Origin of the sequence: Alcanivorax sp. S6407 (assembly GCF_023016115.1) — a bacterium.
Lineage (GTDB): Bacteria > Pseudomonadota > Gammaproteobacteria > Pseudomonadales > Alcanivoracaceae > Alcanivorax.
Genome location: NZ_JALKBH010000006.1, coordinates 53136 through 72421, shown reverse-complemented (window position 1 = coordinate 72421; position 19286 = coordinate 53136). Strand labels below are relative to the sequence as shown.

The following is a 19286-nucleotide window of genomic DNA, read 5'->3' as shown; positions in this document are numbered from 1 at the left end:
ATAACCAGCCTGCTGGCGAATGAAAGTTTCGAGTCGCGAGAAGCGAGTTTCGAAAGGCAAAACCTTCAAAGCACTCCGATCAGGTTTTCGCAACTCGAAACTCGTCACTCGCTTCTGATTCTAGAACGTATCCACAAACGGTCGCCCGCCGTGCGTGCCGGGCTTGAACCCCGACGCATTCAACCCGCGCAGAATCCACTGCCGGCTTTCCAGCGGATCGATCACTGCATCGATTTCCAGGAAGCTGGCCATGTTCAGGGCCTTGCCCTGTTGATACGCCTTGGACACCAGCTTGTTGAACAGCCGCTCCTGCCGCTCCGGGGTCGGTTGGGCCGCCAGCTCCTTGGCGAAGCCAAGCCGCACGGCGCCTTCCAGTCCCATGGCACCAAACTCACCACTGGGCCATGAGGCAATGAACAGCGGCGAGTGGAAACTGCCTGCCGCCATGGCCTGGGCACCCAGTCCATAACCCTTGCGCAGCACGATGGTGAGGAACGGAATGGTAAGACTTGCCGCGACAACAAACATGCGTGACACATGACGTACCGTACCCTGCTTTTCCGCTTCCGGGCCGACCATGAATCCGGGGGTATCGCACAGTGACACCATCGGCAGGCCGAAGGCTTCGCACAGCTGCATGAAACGCGCGGCCTTGTCGCCGCCGACGGCATCGATGGCACCGCCCAGGTAAGTGGGATCATTGGCGATCAAACCGAACGGTTTGCCTTCGATACGAATCAGCGCCGTGATCATGCCCGGCGCAAAACCGCGGCGCAGCTCCAGCACCGAGCCGGTATCCGCCAAGGTCTCGATCACCTGGCGGATGTCATAGACGCGGGTGCGCTTTTCAGGAATCCGGTGGCGCAGTTCGCGCTGGTCCGCCGCCTGCCAGTCACTCACCATGCCCTGGAAATAGGACAGGTACTGTTTCGCCACGGCCACCGCGTCGGCCTCATCTTCCACCACGATATCCACCACGCCGGTGGCGGTGTGCACATCCACCGGGCCCACCTGCTCCGGGGTATAACGGCCCAGGCCACCGCCTTCGATCATGGCCGGGCCGGCCATGCCGATGGTGGAATCTTTGGTGGCAATGATCACATCGCAGCAACCCAGCAAGGCGGCATTGCCGGCAAAACAACGACCGGATCCAATACCCACCAGCGGCACCTCGCCGGACAGTTTTGCCATGGCCGCAAAGGTGGGGCAGTCCAGCCCGCCCACCCCGACAAAGTCGGTATCACCGGGGCGACCACCGCCGCCTTCGGCAAACAGCACCAGCGGCATCTTCCACTGCCCGGCCAATTGCAGCAGCCGGTCGGTCTTCTTGTGGTTCATCATTCCCTGGGTGCCGGCGAACACGGTGTAGTCATAGCTCATGGCCAAGACCCGCGCGGCGGATTCGCCAAACTGGTCCGCGTTCACCGTGCCGGTGCCACCAATCAGGCCATCCGCCGGACTCATCTCCTGCAGCTCGCTGGCACTGCGGCGACGACGCTGGGCGGCCAGTGCCATGGCGCCGTATTCCTGGAAGCTGTTGTCATCCAGCAGGTCGTCCATGTTTTCCCGCGCGGTACGCTTGCCTTTGCTGTGGCGCTTCTCCACCGCCTTCGGACGACCTTCGTCACTGATGGCATTGTGCCGGTCCAGCACCTCGGCCAGATCCTTGCGGATATGATCCAGATCCACGCTCTCTTCCGTGGCAATGGCATCGCCCGCCACCTCCCCCGGTTCCACAAACAACAGCGGCGTCGATTCGTTGAGGGCATCGCCTTCCTGGGCGGCCAGGCCATGCACCCTACCGGCCACCGTGGCGCGCACTTCGAATTCCATCTTCATGGCTTCCAGTACCGCCACCACCTGGCCCACCTGTACCGTCGCGCCGTCGTTCACCAGCAACGACACCAGCACCCCGGTGGTAGGGCTGACCAGTGCCTCGCAGCCGGCCGGCGTGGCCACACTCTCCACCGATGCAGACGCCGCCACAGGCAGATCGGTCAGGTCGCCTTCCGGCAGGGCCGCCAGCAACTGCTCGAGATGGGTTTCCACATAGCGGGTGGTTACCGCATTGGCCTGCACATCGTCACTGGCCAGCAACGCCTGCAGTAATGGCAGGTTACTGTTCACGCCTGCAATGCGCGTTTGCTTCAAGGCTCGGCGGGCGCGTTGCAACACGGCGGGGTAATCCGCGCCCGAGACAATCAGCTTGGCCAGCAACGAATCGTAGGCGGGACTCACGGCATAACCGGCGTAGCCGTAACCATCCACGCGAATGCCCGGTCCGCTGGCAGGCTCATAGGCGGTAAGCGAGCCCGCGGCAGGGGAGGTGCTGCCATCCGCCTTGAGGGTTTCCAGATTCAGGCGCAGCTGCACCGCCATGCCCTTACAGACGGGCGGCGTATCCAGTTTCAGCGCCACCAGATTGGCGCCCGCTGCCAGACGGATCTGACTCTGCACCAGATCCACCCCGGTGACCTGTTCGGTGACGGTATGCTCCACCTGCACCCGCGGGTTGGCTTCCATAAAGTAGAAGCGGTCCTGCTCCGGCTCCACCAGAAACTCGAAGGTACCGATGCCGAGATACTTCACCTCTGCAGCCAGGGTCAGGGCACTGTGGATGATGCGATCGCGCAGGGCCGGCTCCAGACCCGGCGCCGGGGCAAATTCCACCAGCTTCTGGTGACGGCGCTGCAGGGTACAGTCCCGCTCCCACAGATGACTCACCGCGCCGCTGCCATCACCCAGCACCTGCACTTCGATATGCCGGGCTGCCGTCACCAATTGCTCCACATAGACGGCGTCATCACCAAAAGCCGCCTTCGCTTCCGACTGACAGCGAGCATACGCGGCTTCCAGATCAGCCATGTCAGTGACCGCTCGCATACCCCGACCGCCGCCACCACTGAGGGCCTTGATCATCACGCCACTGCCATTCAGCGAGCCCATAAAGTCCCGCGCCTGCTCCAGCGTCACCGCCTGATCGGTGCCCTGCACCAGCGGCACCTTGCAACGGGCGGCCAGCGCCCGGGCTGCCGCCTTGTCGCCAAACAGCCGCAGGGTCTCCGCTCCCGGTCCGATCAGTGTCAGGCCCGCCGCCTCACACTGATCGGCAAAGTCCGCGTTCTCGGCGAGAAAACCATAACCGGGATGAATCGCCTCACAGCCCTGCTCTCTGGCGATGGCAATCAGCTGCCCGCCATCCAGATAGGCCGGCACACCCCGCCCTGGCAGCGCCACCGCCTCATCCACCTGGCAGGTATGCAGCGACGCCTGATCATCCTGCGCATACACCCCCACAGAACGAATACCCAGATCCGCACAGGCATTGGCAATACGAATGGCAATCTCGCCACGGTTGGCGATCAGGATGGCAGTAAAGGGGACGGGCACGGCGGACTCCAGTGTTCAGAAACGAAGCCACAGTGTAGCCAGCTGGTGGCCGGGATGACATTGATTGCCCTGCATGGGGAGCTATGCATTGGGTTAATGAAGAGTAAGAGTGACGAGTTTCGAAAATCTAAAACCGACGACCAGGCCCAGGGTTGGAGTTTTGCTTTTCGAAACTCGGTACTCGTCACTCGCTTATTTTTACCTCGCCTGGGCTCGGATCGCTTGCAGGCATACCCTGACGAGCACAGAGAGCTCCTACAGTCATTCTTCTGGCTTAACCGGCAAAAGACGTCGGGCTATAGCCACAGTGGAACCCGAACGGCACATGGTTCTGCAGCGGCACCACCGCCACTTCCTCCAACGTGCGGGCGTCGAAGATCACCACTTCGCTCAGGTGCGTGCGCGCGTCATAGACCATGCTCACCAGCCAGCCTTCCTGATTCTCATCGCCATCCTGTGGCGCCACATGCATGGCTTCGGAGGTGTACCGTCCCGGCCCCAGATCGTGGCTGATCACGTCACCGCTGTGCAGATCAATGCGCTCTATGCCATCAAAGAACGTGGACTCGCCGGACATCATGCAGGCGGCATACATGCGTGACGTTGGCTGGGTGGTACAGCGGTGATCCCACTGGGGAAATTCCCCGCACAGGGCTTGCCCGTATTGCCTGGCCTCCATTTCACCGCCGTGCATATCCAGCGTATAACGCCAGAAAGTCCCGGAGAAGGTATCCCCCTTGCTGTGGAACACATCGCGCAGCAGCTCATTCACGGAGAAGTCTTCAAACCGGGTCAGGTCGATTTCGATCTTGCCGTCACCGGTTTCCCAGGCGTTGGAAAAGTGAATCGCCACAAAGGGATCGTCCACGGTAAAGACTTTCTCCACTTTGAAATCCACCGTACGCACCACATAGATTTTCATGCCCAGTTCCGGCCGCCAGGCAATGGCCTGATCAAACGGAATCAGCCCCGCCAGCCACGGCACCGGTGACTTCATGGCGATAGGGGACTGGAAAAAGATCATGTAGTGCTCGGTGAGCGCAAAATCGTGGCAGAAGCTGAGGAAATCCACCTCGAAAGCGCCCTTCTCTACCAGCTCGCCACTGGGCGCTATCCGGTAGAGATCAATCGCCCCTTTTCCGGTCAGCGCTCCTCTGGGACTGAACGAAGGACGAATGCCGAAGTTGTAGTAGACCCCGGTGCGCGGGTTCACCTTGCCGTGGGCGCTGAACGCATTGAAGCGGCCCAGCTTGCCCTCGTAATCATATTCACCAAGAGTCTCGAGAGTCGCCGGATCCAGCCGCCAGGGCCGGCCACCTTCCCACAACGCCAGCAACTTGCCGGCGTGATAGACCAGATTGGTATTGGCACAGTTGGCCGGCAGCCGGCCGATGTTCTTGCGGATGCCGCCCGGGGCATTGTGGCCGAAGCTGCGCATCACGATCTTGTCGGCCCTGGTCTCAGCCAGATACTTTGGGGTGCGCACGTAGCGGTTACGGTAGGCCACGCCATCATCGTTGAACGACACCGAGTGAAGCATGCCGTCACCATCAAACCAGTGGCCGAACTCCTTGCCACCAATCTTGTTTCGGCCCGGGCCGATGCGGAAGAAGGTGCCACTCACCGCCTCGGGGATACTCCCTTTAATGGCCCGCAAAGGCACTGTGTACTCAAGCTCATCCTCCAGAGCCTCGAAGCCACCATGGTGACTGACGGTCTGGTCCCGGGAAGCACGTAAAGAGCGAACATCGGCGGTCATGGGGTCACCCCTGTATTGTTGTTATCCGTGCTTTCTTTCTATGCCTTCATGTACGGCGGTGCAATATAAGTAAACAGCTGGCGGCAGGACGTTTAATTCCTGGGGTTAAAAGGGCCCAAAGGCAACATTTTAGGCGACAGGCTGAGCGAAACTGGCTGGCAGCGCCCCGCCCGGCCTGATTAAATTTAACCTGCTGACAGTGTGAACCCGAGGGTTCTGCTGCGGACAGCATCCCGGATACGCAAACGACACGGACATTTCTTTCCCGGCCCGTCCATCACACTGTGCCCGTTGCGCAGGAATTCTCGAGGAGTGGGGCATGAATCAAGCAGTGCCAATGAACATGAACCTGAAAAGTCTGGACCACGCCATGAGCGAGGCCACCAGTTACAGCGACTGGTTCGAACTGGCCCGGCAACACGATGCCCTGTCCCAGGCGGATATCTGGCGCGAGACCAATCGCACCAATCTCTACGACTATGTGGAAATTCAGACCCGCCGCGACAAGCTGAAAAAATATCTCGACGAAGGCGCCAACCGGGAACTGCTCTACGCACTCAACGAAGGCGTGCACGGCAACATGGGCGGCATGGGCAAGCCGATTCTTTACAACCGCGCCAAGTGCGGCACCAAGCATCTGATTGATGATTACGTCTCGGTGATCTGCCAGTCCCTGCTGCGCATCAGCGAAGTACCCGAATCCGAAATCAGCTATCTGGAAAAACTCGATTTCTTCCGTCGTGCCAGCCACTGCTACGGCCGCTCTGCCCTGCTGCTGTCCGGCGGCGCCGGGCTGATTTATTTTCATCACGGCGTAGTGCAGGAACTGGTCAACCATGACCTGGTACCCAACGTGTTATCCGGTGCCAGTGCCGGTGCCGTGGTCTCCGGTCAGCTCGGTATTTACACCAACGACGAACTGAAAAATAACAATTATTTTTCCAGCAAACGCTACGAGCAGTATGCGGAAAACTCCTTGCTGGATTCCCTGCTTGGTCGCATCACCGAGAAGGAAGCCAAGCTGCACAAGGAACAGGCCCTGGATGAAATCGTCCCCATGGACCTGACCTTCCAGGAGGCCTACGAAAAGACCGGGCGTTATATCAACGTGTCCATTTCCCCGGCGGAAAAGCATCAGAATTCACGACTGATGAATGCCATCACCTCACCCAACGTGTATGTGCGTTCAGCCATCTCTGCTTCCTGCAGCATCCCCGGCATGATTCCCGCAGAACGACTCTACGCCAAAGGCTACGATGGCAAGCCCCGCCCCTACCTGGCCAGCCGTCGCTGGGTGGATGGCTCCGTGTCCGGCGATCTTCCAGCTCGTCGCCTGGCCCGGCTTTATGGCGTGAACCATTTCATCGTCAGCCTGATCAATCCGGTGGTGGTGCCGTTCATCGATGATGTGAAAAGTCGTCAGCGCAAGGGCTTCAAGAATGCGCTTTCCGCTTCCGGCCTGAACATGACCAGCGAAGTTCTCAGCTTTGCAGAAAAGATGCTGGAACGCTGGGGCCGCGTCGGTCAACTGGCAGGTGCGCAAGTCGCCTATATCAAGGAAATGCTGGACCAGAGTTACCTGGGAGACATCAACATCCTGCTGCAGAAGAAAGACTTCAAATGGCGACACACCCTGTTTGAATTCAACGAGGGCGAAGAAGAGAAACTGGTGCAGGCCGGTCGCCGTAATGTGTACCCCAAGATCGCCATGATCCAGAACGCCGCCATGATCTCCAAAACCCTGGACGGCATTCTTGAAGAGCTGGCCATGGAAGGCTTGCCGCAGACCACCGTGAAGCATCACGTTTACGCGTGATGCTTCACAGCCTTTGCCACCACTGATTCCACTCTTGCCCCTGCTCTCTGGTTCCTGTTTCATCCCTTGATGGCTGACAACATGACAAGAGAGCCCTGATGGATCTACAACTCAACGGCAAAACTGCCCTCGTCAGCGGCGCCCACCGCGGCACCGGCAATATCATCGCCACCACTCTGGCAGTGGAAGGCGCCACCGTGGCCCTGCATGCGTTCACCCAGCAACAGGCGGATGAGGCCATGGCAGACGTTGCGGATGCCGTGATGAACATCGTGCCGGTGGTGGGCGACATCCTCACCGATGAGGGCGCGCAGCAGGTGATGGATCAACTGGCTGGGCACGGCCTGCAGGTGGATATCCTGGTCAACAACTACGGCTCAGCACTGATGGGCAAGTGGGATTCGCTCTCCATCGAGCAATGGATCGAAGCCAGCAACGTGAACCTGTTCAGTGCCGTGCGCCTGATTCAGCATTGCACCCCGCACATGAAACAGGCGGGCTGGGGACGGGTCATCAATCTCAGCACCATGGGCGACCATCAGCCCAACGCCATCATGCCGCACTACTATGCCGCCAAGGGCGCACTCTCCAATGCCTCGGTGAGTCTGGCCAAGGAACTGAGCCATACCGGTATTACCGTCAACACGATCTCCCCCGGCCTGATCCACACCCCGGAAATCGAGCGCGCTTATCAAGTGCGGGCACAGAAGAAGGGCTGGCCCATGGATTGGGAAAGGCTGCAGGACAAGATCGTGGAGCATGATTTCCCCAATCCCACCGGCCGCCTGGCAACCCGCGAAGAAGTGGCTGATCTGGTGGTGTTTCTCGCCAGCCCGCGAGCGGGATTTATCAATGGGCAAAACATCCGGGTGGATGGCGGCGCGGTACGTTATGTTTGATAAGGGCATCTCGCCGAACATCCACAAGGAGCACAGGTGACACCCACCAAACGCCGTATCGGCATCAGCCTGGGGATTTATCTGGTCTGGATTGCCATCACCATGCTGGGCGCCAGATTCCTTGTGGGTGGAGAGTCATCACTGGATGAACTGGTGAGCCGCGGCATCGGCTGGCACTTTGTGGCGGCGGTTGCATTACTGTTCGCGGCCATTGTGATCTTCCGCTGGCATGACCTGAATTTCCGTCGCCCCCACTCCCTGCTCCGGGTCATGTGGTTTCCATCACTGTATCTACTCTTTTTTGCCGGCGTGATTGCCATATTTGGCCTGCCACCACTCAGTGTGGTGGTGTTTGTTGCCTTGAACACCTTGCTGGTGGGCATCTCGGAAGAAGTGATGTTTCGCGGGGTGCTGTTCCGTGCTTTCGACAAGGCCATGGCTATATGGCCCGCCATCCTGATCACGTCAGTGCTTTTTGGAGCGGTGCATATTCTCAATGTGTTTATCACCGGCGAACTGGTACCTGCCCTGATGCAAGCCGTGGCCGCCACCATGAGCGGCATTGTGTTCATGGCGATTCTGCTACGCACCGGCTCCATCTGTCCGGCTATCGTTTATCACTTCCTGTGGGATTGTCTGCTGTTTCTGGTGGGCAGTGCGGCCCATAACTCCGGAGAGGTCGCCGCCAGTGGTGACACCACGGCCATGTCACTGGCGCTACCCATCCTGCTGCCCCTACCCAACCTGATCTTTGCGCTGATTTTGCTTCGTCACGTTGGGCGTGACCGAAACAGCACTGCAAGCTAGAACATTGCAGCGATCAATCGCCTCGTGGTTAGGGAAGAAGCCCCCGTACACTGGCCTGGCACCCTCTCGCCTTGCCCCTTTGCATCTCAGCCGAGATGGGCCAATATAAATGCAGGCCCTGTACCAGCACCAGATTCTCAACCTACTGAATTTATTATAAAAACAATTTCTTACCGGGCTGTGTAACACACGTTCTTCCGCTGAAAGATGCACATAAACCATGTCGGAGACGGGAAGCTGTCGTGTTCGGGACTGTGTGATAACAGCAGGACCAACACTCTCCCATTAGCTCTCATGGTAAGGGGACACTGAAGCAATACGCAGAGCAGCAGAATAAAAGGATTTTTGTCTATCTCACCAGAGGGAAGGGACTCTTGAGATTGCAGAGCAGATTTCAGGGCGTTCAGTGGTTCCTGTTCAGCGCCACCATTACCGCAATGGCGTTGGCAGCAGCTGCCTATTTTGTCGAAAGGCAGGCCTTGCTGACGCAACAGGTGAACGCAGAAACCCATGTGCAGGAGCGCCTGTCCATCGTACAGGCACGCCTGGAAGGCCTGCTCAATGAAACCGTCCAGCTCACCTATGGGCTGGTCTCTGTCATTTCCTCCAACCCCGATCTCACCCAGGCCGAATTCGAGAGAGCCGCCCGCCCCCTTTTCCATGGCCGCTCCCTGCTGCGCAATATCGGCGCAGCCCCTGACATGGTCATCCGTTATGTGTACCCGGTGGAAGGCAACGAAAAAGCCATCGGGCTCAACTATCTCGAGTCCGATGCACAACGAAAAGCCGCCGTTCGCGCCAGAGACAATGAGGAACTGGTGCTTGCCGGCCCCCTGGACCTTGTCCAGGGAGGTCGGGGCCTGGTAGCACGCATACCGGTGTTCTCAGATGGTTCCCGGTTTTGGGGGCTGCTGTCAGTGGTGATCGACGCGGACCGCCTCTTTGAAGGCAGTGGCCTCATCGACAAGGAACTGCCGATCAATGTGGCATTACGGGGCCGGGATGGCACTGGCAGTGCAGGAGAGGTGTTTTTCGGCGACCCGACACTGTTCAACGAAAAGTCCGTCACCCTGCCGGTGACGTTACCCCACGGGGAATGGCAACTTGCTGCCGAGCCTGTCGGTGGCTGGGACGCCAACCATAATACCGTTATTGCTATCTGGTCGGGATTCGCCGTAGCGATACTACTTTGTGTGGGCCCCATGCTGCTGCTGGCCTACTATGCCTACCGGCGCAAGCAGTCGGAACGACAGGTCGCCGCCTATTACAGCGAGCTGGAATCCCAGGTACAGGCACGCACTGCCGAACTGTCCGCCGCCAAGGAAGAGGCGGAGGCGGCCAATGTGGCCAAGAGCGCGTTTCTCGGCAAGATGAGCCACGAACTGAGAACACCGTTACAGACCATCCTCAGCGTCGAACAATTACTTCGCACCGACCCACTCACCAGCGAACAGGAAAGCCTGCTCGATACCCAGCATATCGCCAGCGAGCACCTGTTCAGTGTCATTGCAGATTTGATCGACCTTTCCAAGATTGAAGCTGACAAGCTGGAGTTGGAACATGAGCGAGTTGACGTTGAAGAAATTCTGTCTGAAGTGATACGGCTTGTTGAACGTCAGGCAAAGGAAAAAGGCCTGACCATCCACGCCGAATCCGACCCCCTGCCTGACAATATCATGGGGGATGCCGGCCGCCTGCGACAGATCTTGCTCAACTATGCCGGTAATGCGGTGAAGTTCACCCAGAGCGGAGAAATTCATATTCGCACCCGGGTGGAACAACAGGACGACAAACGCATCATGCTGCGCTTCGAAGTCTCCGACACCGGCATCGGTATCCCTGCTGACGATTTGAAGCGGCTCTTCTCACCTTTTGAACAGGCGAATAATATTGCCAGCTTGGGGCATTCCAGTGCTGGCCTTGGTCTGGCCATCAACAAATCCCTGGCACAACTCATGGGCGGGGAAGCCGGTGCGCAGAGTGAACCAGGTAAAGGCAGCACCTTCTGGTTTACCGCCTGCCTGCCGCTGGATAACAACACGGGCGTGACCAACAAAGCAGCCAAACGCGAGGAAGCGCTCAAGAATCTTCGTGCTGCCCATGAAGGCAAGCGGGTACTGGTTGCCGAAGACACCGTGCAAATCCAGATGATCCTGCGCAAGATTCTCGGTCAGGCCGGCCTTGACGTGACCCTAGTGGATGACGGCCGCAAAGCCATTGAACAATTCGCACTGCAACCCTTCGACATCGTGCTCATGGATCTGCAAATGCCCAACGTGGATGGCCTGACTGCCACACGGGAAATCCGCGCCATGCCATCGGGTAAACGGGTGCCAATCCTGGCCATCACCGGCAACGCCTTCGACGGCGACCGCACCCGCTGTATCACTGCCGGCATGAGTGATGTGCTGGTCAAGCCGATTCGGCTGGAAAGACTGTGCGAGTCGGTGACGTTCTGGCTGAACACATCGACCTGCTGAACACACCATTTAAAACCTGCTCCATGCCCATCCAGTTCATGCGTGTCCCCGATTACATCCGATTACAGCCTTAGCTCGCTCTCTGCCGCAATGCCTCGGCTTCCTTGGCGAGCTTTTCGGTGAGTTCATCCAGGGATTTGAGTCGATTGGCACGCTCCTGATGTTCCGCGGCTTTAAAATTGGCATCAAACTTTTTCTGATAGGTCGCAGCCATGACTTTGGCTTGCTGTAGCTCTGCGGCACTCATATCCGGCTGGAGCATTTCCATACGTCGTTTGGAAGAGCTGTCCCCATTGAGGGAAAGGTAGGCATAGCCTTTTACCCGGTCACACAGATCACCCAGAGCCTTCTGGCTGCGAGCATCCATACAGCTCATAAAAATCCCCAAAAATTTGGCTGCGCGTAGGGCGTTTTCTTGACTGTTCACGGCATCGTAGTTGTCTGTGGCAACAAAATTGCGCACCGAATCTTCCAGCATGGTCAGGCCGAGCTTCGGGTCGTGTGGGTAACCATAGCGAGCGTGTGTCAGGTTGATACCAACAGAGACTTTCGCCTGGATATCGTATTCGGCCAGCATGATATTGTAATGCCGTTGCTGGTCGGTACTGTCCCCAGCCAATTCCTTTATCGCGCCGGTAAAACCATTTTCGGCAGAGAGCCGCAGGTATTGGTTGGCCTTGGAGTCATTGCTGTCCTTATACAGATGATAAAGCACCCAGCCTGCGGTGCTACTGCCATCATGTGCCCGGTCTTTTAGATAAGCAATCAATTCCTTTGAATCGGCAAACGCTTCCAAATAATAGACAGAGGTGCGCTCGGTAAAATTATTACCGGAGGTGCCCATTAATCCAGGCTTCTGGTGGTATTCCGATTTATTTCTGTCGCCAACTAACAGTACGTAGTAAGCGGCCTTCAATAGCTCTTCACTGCTACCGGTTTGCTTGGCACTTTGTGAATAATACTGTGCCAGCAGTTTTTCCTGTTCTTCGTTGCCCTCCACCACCTTGAGCAGGTCTTCGGCTCTTTCCCATACTCCTTGATCGCGGTAGTAATTAAGCGTGATCTGCAGCGCTGTCGTGTGGCCGTTCCGGGCAGCAATCTCATACCACTGATAACCCTTGTCTCTATCCTGGTCCGGGTTTTGTGGGCAGCGCGGCCTGTTGGGATCCATCAACGAACCACTGAGGCCGTGATAGTAACGCTCGGCCACAAACCAGGCAGACTGGGGATAACCTTCATGGCCAAGCTGCTCCAGCTCTGCAAGTGCGCGCGACCGGTCGCGCTTCATCCGCTTCTCCACACCGAAATAACGCATTACCGCGTTGCGATGTCGGGTGGCATAGTCGTTTTTCGCGGGGCTTTCATCGCAATGACCGGTCAGACAGTAGAAGCCTGCTTCTTTAATGTCAGGCATTCCGCAATCACTGGATGGGGGACCCGCATGCGCCGTGAAGCTAGCCAACAATAAGGCAGAAAACAGAAAGCTGGATTTAAAAGACATATCACTCCCGGCCTGAGCCCCCGGGCGCCCAAGCATGAACCTTTTCAGAAATAGCCACTATACATCCACGATCCTGAAGGATTGATCAGACAAGCGCATCCCCTAAATTAGGGATTTTCAATCTGGAAGCCGCGTTGCTCAATTACCCGCAGTTCAGACGTGTACACGGCTGCTCGATCCTTTACCCCTGATCCCTTTACCAGCTACCACCCTACGAGGCGTTGCCCAGAGATCCATTTTCGACCCGTGAGCTGCGCATACTGCTGCAACTGCTTCAACGAACCCAGTGCCACTGGTTGCCGCTGCTGTCGAGGCTTCATATGCGCGAGCCATGCCCCTTCATCAATTCCCAACCGATCCAGCACCCTCGCTGCACACGCCGAAATGGCGCCGCGTTTGTCGTCTCGGACCGCTCGGCCAGTACTATCCACAAGCTCCAGATAATCCATTAATCGAAATCGGCATACCGTATCGTCATCCTCTGCTTCCGCTGTATTTGCAGCGACCATCGGCAGAAGTCTGGGCTTTAGGTTGTCTTCAGACTCTGACATAACGGCTTCTGAGCGTTGCTGAATCGAAGTGTAATCGGACTCCTCAGGCGTTTCTGCCATAGCCGCGCGCACCGGGTTGAGATCCACATAGGCCATACACTGCAGCACCGCCTTCTCATCCAGCAAGGCCTGGCATTTGTAGCGGCTTTCCCAGAACCGGCCCTTACAACAATCTTCCTCATTGGCCTTACGGGCCAGATACTCATTCAGACACTTCATGAACCAGCCAAGGTCATACAGGCGCTCACGCCAGGTTTGCACGATCTCCAATGCCTTAAGCGTTTCCGCGGACACCGTCTCTCCCTTGAGCCAACGCGTGACGATCAATGGCCCGCTGAATAACTGCATCCACCGCTCTGCCACTTCCTGATCAGACCAGCTCAAGGCTTTCTTCTGGTTAATACGCAGAACAACATGGTAGTGATTGGACATCACCGCATAGGCACAAAGATCAATGGCAAACACCCCACTCAACACAGCAAGACGATCCACCACCCACTGGCGACGGTGTTCATAATCCTGACCAGAATAGTGATCCTGGCCACACAGAAAGGCCCGCCGCACACAGCGGCAGATACAGTGATAGTAAGACGTGGAATCCAGCGACACCTGGCTATAACGCGCTCGGGTCATGACAAGCCTCCTTGCTTATCCATCACCCAACACTACTGACTACTCAAACCAACCTACATCAGAGAACAACCACAAACCCCGTAAGACATCCCCCAATTCATGCGTGTCCCCGATTACTGCCGTTATAGTTCGACTAACGCACATAGCAACATAATTAATGTGTGTCCCCGATTAATACGTCTCAGGATCAAGCTTCGGTACACCTAACCTTTACCGATACGGTTCTCGAGGTCGCGGCAGGGTTCAGAGAGTAGTTTTTATTCACCTGGCCCTCTCCGTCATCTACATATTCAAAGCCCTCGCCATCACATACTTTGGCGGCCTTGTCGTCGATGTTCTTTCTTACTGTTTCTTCACTCTTAAGAACACTGGCATGCCCAGATATAAGATAAGTATTTTCATCAATGGCATTCACATTGAAGTAAGTGCAACCTGACAGAAAAAATGGAACAAGAAGAATCTTTTTCATAACAACCCTAATTTTCAAACAATAAATTTATCGATGACGCAAACATTGGGGGTCAGGTCTTAAACCGTGCATCCAAGCGCACGATGCAAGACCTGACCCCGGTTCCCGGTTCGGAATCTCCAATTCATTACTACCCATCCTGACAAGCTTCATTCATCGAGATATCATATTCAAAACCCGAATAATACTGCTTACTCACATAAACAGCTTGCTCCTGTGAACAGCTTCCATGGCTTACGTTACGTATAAATTTGGCTTCTGAATGATCGCTGCAATCAACACACTCAAAGCCATGCAACAAAAGCTCCGCTGCACCTCCTACCCCTCCTTTCCCAGTTGTGTCATTAACAGAGCTGATAAATTCCTTAAACTCCGTCAATGACTCGAAGCGTGGTTCATAGTTCGGGTTTACATAGGTGATATATGGGCCCCATCCCCCATCAGACTCTTTCCGGTTTTGATTTATCCATGTTTTCGGGATAGCTAGCGCGAAAGAATCGGAAACAAGGCTTATTGGAACATCTACAATATTGAATGGGAGCCAGAGTAAAAAAATTCCACCAAACTCTGAATCGCTTGTTCCAGCATCACCGAACCATAGAAAATTCTGTTTTGTAGCAGCATAGAGCCCTGAAGCCATTACCTTATATCGCTCGCTGTTTACGCTCTTCTCAACTTCATTTTTGAAATAAACAGACTTTGTCGCGCATCCAGAAAGAAGCATCAGCGTGAAAGAAACCAGACCTGTCAACTTTCGCAAGATATCCCCCAATTCATGCGTGTCCTCGGTTAGTGATTACGCTTCAAGGTGGAATCCAACGATACCTGGCTATAACGCGCTCGGGTCATGACAAGCCTCCTTGCTTATTCATCAACCCAACACTACTGACTGCTCAAACCCAACTACATCAGAGAACAACCACAAAGCCTGTAAGACATTTCCCAATTCATGCGTGTCCCGGATTGCGTCATGCGTGTCCCGGATTGCGTCTAAAATTTACGCGCAACGAGGATCAGGTCCTGAACCGTGCATCCAAGCGCACGATGCGGGACCTAGTATCTTGAAGAAGTAAGACATCCCCCCATCCCCCAATTCATGCGTGTCCCAGATTACCCACCGATTACTCCGCCGATTACCCAAAGGCTTGTAGGAAATCTGCCAATTTGTGGGTGTCCCCGATTACTCCCAACCCAACTACATCAGAGAACAACCACAAACCCCGTAAGTCATTCCCCAATTCATGCGTGTCCCCGATTACCCCTTCAGATAACAACCACAAACACCGTAAGACATCCCCCAATTCATGGGTGTCCCCGATTACCACGCTCCGGCGCGTCCAAGATTAGACTCTGATAGACTACAATCCAAATACCCGATTACTTCATTAATTTCAGGTTTATCAATGCGACGATCATCGAGATTCACTTGGGCGGTATTGAAAAATCATGCACTATTACACGAGTGCAGGATGCTTAGATCTACATTAAGGGGAATGGAAGAAGTTAAAGATTCAAAAACTGTCTTCGTGAGAACAGTCACTGATTCTGTCTGGTATACCTACGTCGCCGTAATGGCAAAATCGCTAGAAAACCGATCCCAAGCTGCGTCTATTTTTTATATCCTACGTGTCGATGAGAGTAGCTTTAATAGATATCAAGCTTCCAACCCCTTTGACGTAAGTGACATTCACGAAATATCCGAAAAGATTAAGCTTGTAAGAGACAAGTCGCATTTCCATGTAGATAGAGACTTCTCTACAAATGACTCTTTCCATGAGGCGTCTATACCTTGGGGTAGACTGGAAGCAATTATCGATTACCTTTACGGTTATCTGACGTTTCTCAGAATTGATGAATTAGGCTTTACAGGTCTAACTGACCGCGGGTACTCCGTTAATGACGCCAAAATCGCAACAATCGCCATTGAGGGATCAGGGTGCACTTAGAAGATCCAACATGCACACATTGGGGTCAGGTCTTGCTCCGTGCATCCAGGCTCAAGATGAAAGACCCGACCCTGATCTACGATTACTTGCTTGCGTATCCATCACCCAACACTACTGAATACTCAACCCAACCAACATCAGAGACAAGCCACGAACCTTGTAAGGTATCCCCTAATTCATGCGTGTCCCCGATTACTGACATCAGAGAACAACCACAAACACCGTAAGACATTCCCCAGTTCATGCGTGTCCTCGATTTGTTCGGTCGCAGCCCTTAAAGAAGCTTGCTTGAAGTTTTATGTTATTCTCTGTGCATATCAATATGCTACTAGCTAGCATATTTCCAAACCCTCTAAGATCTAGCGCCCCCAAGCAAAATATATAACTACAAAGCATCGCAAAATAATAGCTCTGATACCTCTCAATAGAGGATTTGCTTGTTCTAAATGGACTAAGCACCGCACCATGCGCTCGCTCATTTCTCATGTTAAAAAGCAATAGCGAAAGCAAGAATTCCATTCTTTTATTGTGCGTAGGCACGTTGACTTCTTTTGTTATATCCAAGCATTTATATGAGGATTTGCTTTTCTTGGACCCCTTCTTTCCAGACAAATAAAGCTTTACAAAACTGGCCGCCTTGTTTATTCGTTCAGATGAAATTCTGCCTGTTGCCTGACCACTATCATCCAGTGCAAATCGTTTTATAAACTCATCATAAAACTGAGCCCCTAAACAACTAATAGCACGATCTTTTAACTGCTTACTGTTTCCATCCGTTAAAAAGTGTGCCTCACAAATTCTCTTAACTAAAAACCGACATGTCATTAGTGGGATGTTTTTGCCAAGTAGATCAACAATGCCCTCCCAATCAGCTCTCGAATGATTTAAAAGTTTCGCAGGAAGACCTTGAACAATTCCCTTGATACCCTTCCCTGAGAAGAAATACCCTGCAGCTTCATCAATAACCTTGAAGGAATGATCAAACATATAATCGGGTCTGTAAGGCAGGAACTCTAAACCGTCAATTAAATGCCCTACGCATTTTTGATATACAGAATCATCGCCATAGCCAATTTGCATAGGCTCAAACGGTATACTTCCATTAGCCCCATCTAATTTTTCCCTAAATTTTCGCTCAGCCTTAAACTGAACCAATTCAGGGTATTTGTTATGACAATTAACCCTTTCTTTTTTGAAATCCAAAACCTACCTCAAGTGATGGAAGTTGGTGAAATTTAACGCCGTATTCAGTGGCTTGTCCGCTGCAAAGCTTTGTTAGCAACTTCCAGCTCTAGACCATTTAATTGCTTACTTACCTTATCAGATAATACTTTGTAATCTTCAGTGACTTGCTCTTGACTCTTATTGGCTAGAAAAAACAATGTCCCAGACAATGACTTGAGCAATGTAATAATCGGGTCGTGTGCATCAAGTTGATTGCTTTTAGACCATCGCTCAATAGCTTTCTCAGTCAAGCTCATTAAAGGCTCGAGGAAAAGTCGAGACCCATTGATAATTTTCAGTGCGTCTCTCTGTGCGATAATTCTGTTATTAAACTCGCTCATAAACACCATTCTTCATATTTTTTAGTATTCCTATCATCCAAGAGTCAATTTCGACCAAAGTATCTTTTGCTCTATCTATCTCTGCTCGGCTTAGAATTTCCCCTAGGCCTCGGGTACAAAGCACCCTAGCTCTTTCGAACAATGCATATTCAGGTTCTCCAATGGGGATACTTTCAGCCCCCAAATTACGAGCTGAGTTCCGAGAAAAATCAGGGCTTATCTTGCTGTGCAATGAGTAACATGTTGCAAAATTTCTGACCGCCAAAAACACGGATGACAGGTCAAATATTTCTGTAAGATCTGAATCCTCTATCGAACACTTGGCAGATAAAAATATTTCGAGAAATTTTTCACAATCTGAAATACCTGCCCTGTAGGCGCCTGGCTCACCAATACTTTTAAGGTGATCGATATCATCTTCTGAATATATTAATTTAGATTCTAGAAAAAGATGCCAGGCAAATGGGTTTCCTTGCTTCCAAAGATCATGAATCCTCTCGTATGAGTAAATTGAATAGTCGCATGGATTGAATCTAGAATCATAACCGCTAACAACGGCAAGCATGTCAATGTCGGATGAAATATCGACTTCACCTCGACAAACAGATCCAAAAGCATATATATGCATTTTTACCGCCTATTAAAACGCTTAATGATAATAGACATAAAAAAGCCGAACATAATTAGTCTAATTAGGAAGATCACTGTTACATAGGATTCTGGATATGCTGCCGGATTTACGACCCCAAGGAATATTTGCGGCGACACCCACAAGGCCTCAGCGTATGACTCAACCACGCCTGGATTGCCAAAACCTATGACATGAACACCTGTAATAACTAGCAAAACCACTAAAACTGCGCGAAACAACTTCCAGCTAGACTCGCCATTCCCCCATATTAAATCCAGCAGCTTAAATTCAAGCCATTCACCGAATACTTTTAATCTATCAAGACCCTTATACTTTCTCCGATAATACGACTCTTTTGACTTCCAAGCTTTATGAAGGTGATCTTCTGTTGCTTGCAGTTCAATGCTAATGGCTTTATTGGCTGACTTTGCATCTCCAATTTGCTGATAATTCATCCGCAATGACCGGGCAAATTTAAGCTTTAGATTCTCTGGGCCAGGGCAGCCAACATCAAGAATATCATTATCTATCTGAGACTTATCAAATGATGCATAGTCAAACTTGCATCCATTGAAACTACAGCCGGAAAGATTACAGTTTATGAACCTGCAACCCGTAAAATCGCATTCCTCAAAACTACATTTTCTTAAGTAAGCAGCATCAAAAATACAATAGCGAAAATCAACATTCTTGAATTCCACTTTCAGTGCAACTAATCGTTCGAACAACTTGTTAATGAATTTATAATCGCTTACTGGGGCGTCGATTTTTTTGTCGGAAATCCTCTCTCTTCCGCTATCTTTTAACATTCTGCCCTCTATGACAGTGGTTTATTTTGA

At 53.2% G+C, this 19286-nt stretch carries 14 protein-coding genes; 4 read left to right on the top strand and 10 right to left on the bottom strand.

Annotated elements, in window-relative coordinates; all coding sequences use genetic code 11:
* Nucleotides 1-120 precede the first annotated feature (120 nt).
* Both MWU49_RS13975 and MWU49_RS13970 read right to left on the bottom strand, forming a co-directional pair.
* Nucleotides 121-3390, bottom strand: a complete 3270-nt coding sequence (locus tag MWU49_RS13975; RefSeq protein WP_246973528.1) for a carboxyl transferase domain-containing protein — start codon at nt 3388-3390, stop codon at nt 121-123.
* Nucleotides 3391-3664: 274 nt separating this feature from the next.
* Nucleotides 3665-5149 (bottom strand): carotenoid oxygenase family protein, encoded by a 1485-nt coding sequence (locus MWU49_RS13970; protein WP_246973527.1) that lies wholly within the window; start codon nt 5147-5149, stop codon nt 3665-3667.
* A 319-nt stretch (nt 5150-5468) separates the two neighbouring features.
* Between MWU49_RS13970 and MWU49_RS13965 the strand changes: the two genes are divergently transcribed.
* From MWU49_RS13965 to MWU49_RS13950, 4 genes are all read left to right on the top strand, one after another.
* Nucleotides 5469-6965, top strand: coding sequence for a patatin-like phospholipase family protein (locus MWU49_RS13965; protein ID WP_246973526.1), 1497 nt, complete (start codon nt 5469-5471; stop codon nt 6963-6965).
* A 98-nt stretch (nt 6966-7063) separates the two neighbouring features.
* Nucleotides 7064-7864, top strand: coding sequence for an SDR family oxidoreductase (locus MWU49_RS13960; RefSeq protein ID WP_246973525.1), 801 nt, complete (start codon nt 7064-7066; stop codon nt 7862-7864).
* Nucleotides 7865-7900: 36 nt separating this feature from the next.
* Nucleotides 7901-8671, top strand: coding sequence for a CPBP family intramembrane glutamic endopeptidase (locus MWU49_RS13955; RefSeq protein ID WP_246973524.1), 771 nt, complete (start codon nt 7901-7903; stop codon nt 8669-8671).
* 380 nt (nt 8672-9051) lie between these two features.
* Nucleotides 9052-11151, top strand: a complete 2100-nt coding sequence (locus MWU49_RS13950) for a response regulator (protein WP_246973523.1) — start codon at nt 9052-9054, stop codon at nt 11149-11151.
* Nucleotides 11152-11221: 70 nt separating this feature from the next.
* Here the strand turns inward: MWU49_RS13950 and MWU49_RS13945 are convergent, their stop codons facing one another.
* From MWU49_RS13945 to MWU49_RS13910, 8 genes are all read right to left on the bottom strand, one after another.
* A complete protein-coding gene (locus tag MWU49_RS13945; protein WP_246973521.1) occupies nt 11222-12652 on the bottom strand; it encodes a hypothetical protein in 1431 nt (476 codons plus the stop codon).
* A 203-nt stretch (nt 12653-12855) separates the two neighbouring features.
* On the bottom strand, nt 12856-13836 hold the full coding sequence (locus MWU49_RS13940) for a transposase (RefSeq protein ID WP_246973519.1): 981 nt from the start codon (nt 13834-13836) through the stop codon (nt 12856-12858).
* A 187-nt stretch (nt 13837-14023) separates the two neighbouring features.
* Nucleotides 14024-14305 carry a hypothetical protein gene (locus tag MWU49_RS13935; protein ID WP_246973515.1) on the bottom strand — a complete coding sequence of 94 codons (282 nt, stop codon included), beginning with the start codon at nt 14303-14305 and terminating at the stop codon, nt 14024-14026.
* A gap of 130 nt (nt 14306-14435) precedes the next feature.
* Nucleotides 14436-15065 (bottom strand): hypothetical protein, encoded by a 630-nt coding sequence (locus MWU49_RS13930; RefSeq protein WP_246973513.1) that lies wholly within the window; start codon nt 15063-15065, stop codon nt 14436-14438.
* 1426 nt (nt 15066-16491) lie between these two features.
* Nucleotides 16492-17454 (bottom strand): hypothetical protein, encoded by a 963-nt coding sequence (locus MWU49_RS13925; RefSeq protein ID WP_246973511.1) that lies wholly within the window; start codon nt 17452-17454, stop codon nt 16492-16494.
* A 44-nt stretch (nt 17455-17498) separates the two neighbouring features.
* On the bottom strand, nt 17499-17816 hold the full coding sequence (locus tag MWU49_RS13920) for a hypothetical protein (RefSeq protein ID WP_246973509.1): 318 nt from the start codon (nt 17814-17816) through the stop codon (nt 17499-17501).
* Nucleotides 17803-18444, bottom strand: coding sequence for a nucleotidyltransferase domain-containing protein (locus MWU49_RS13915; RefSeq protein ID WP_246973507.1), 642 nt, complete (start codon nt 18442-18444; stop codon nt 17803-17805). The genes MWU49_RS13920 and MWU49_RS13915 overlap by 14 nt, the downstream gene beginning before the upstream one ends.
* Nucleotides 18445-18446: 2 nt before the next feature.
* The gene (locus MWU49_RS13910) at nt 18447-19256 is read right to left on the bottom strand and encodes a pentapeptide repeat-containing protein (RefSeq protein ID WP_246973505.1); all 810 of its coding nucleotides are present in this window, start codon (nt 19254-19256) and stop codon (nt 18447-18449) included.
* Between the last annotated feature and the right edge of the window lie 30 nt (nt 19257-19286).

Bases quoted from the DNA above. Each gene is read 5' to 3' on its own strand.
- MWU49_RS13965 (WP_246973526.1), top strand. From the start codon at position 5,469: ATGAATCAAGCAGTGCCAATGAACATGAACCTGAAAAGTCTGGACCAC.
- MWU49_RS13970 (WP_246973527.1), bottom strand. From the start codon at position 5,149: ATGACCGCCGATGTTCGCTCTTTACGTGCTTCCCGGGACCAGACCGTC.
- MWU49_RS13915 (WP_246973507.1), bottom strand. From the start codon at position 18,444: ATGCATATATATGCTTTTGGATCTGTTTGTCGAGGTGAAGTCGATATT.
- MWU49_RS13935 (WP_246973515.1), bottom strand. From the start codon at position 14,305: ATGAAAAAGATTCTTCTTGTTCCATTTTTTCTGTCAGGTTGCACTTAC.
- MWU49_RS13940 (WP_246973519.1), bottom strand. From the start codon at position 13,836: ATGACCCGAGCGCGTTATAGCCAGGTGTCGCTGGATTCCACGTCTTAC.
- MWU49_RS13945 (WP_246973521.1), bottom strand. From the start codon at position 12,652: ATGTCTTTTAAATCCAGCTTTCTGTTTTCTGCCTTATTGTTGGCTAGC.
- MWU49_RS13920 (WP_246973509.1), bottom strand. From the start codon at position 17,816: ATGAGCGAGTTTAATAACAGAATTATCGCACAGAGAGACGCACTGAAA.
- MWU49_RS13910 (WP_246973505.1), bottom strand. From the start codon at position 19,256: ATGTTAAAAGATAGCGGAAGAGAGAGGATTTCCGACAAAAAAATCGAC.
- MWU49_RS13960 (WP_246973525.1), top strand. From the start codon at position 7,064: ATGGATCTACAACTCAACGGCAAAACTGCCCTCGTCAGCGGCGCCCAC.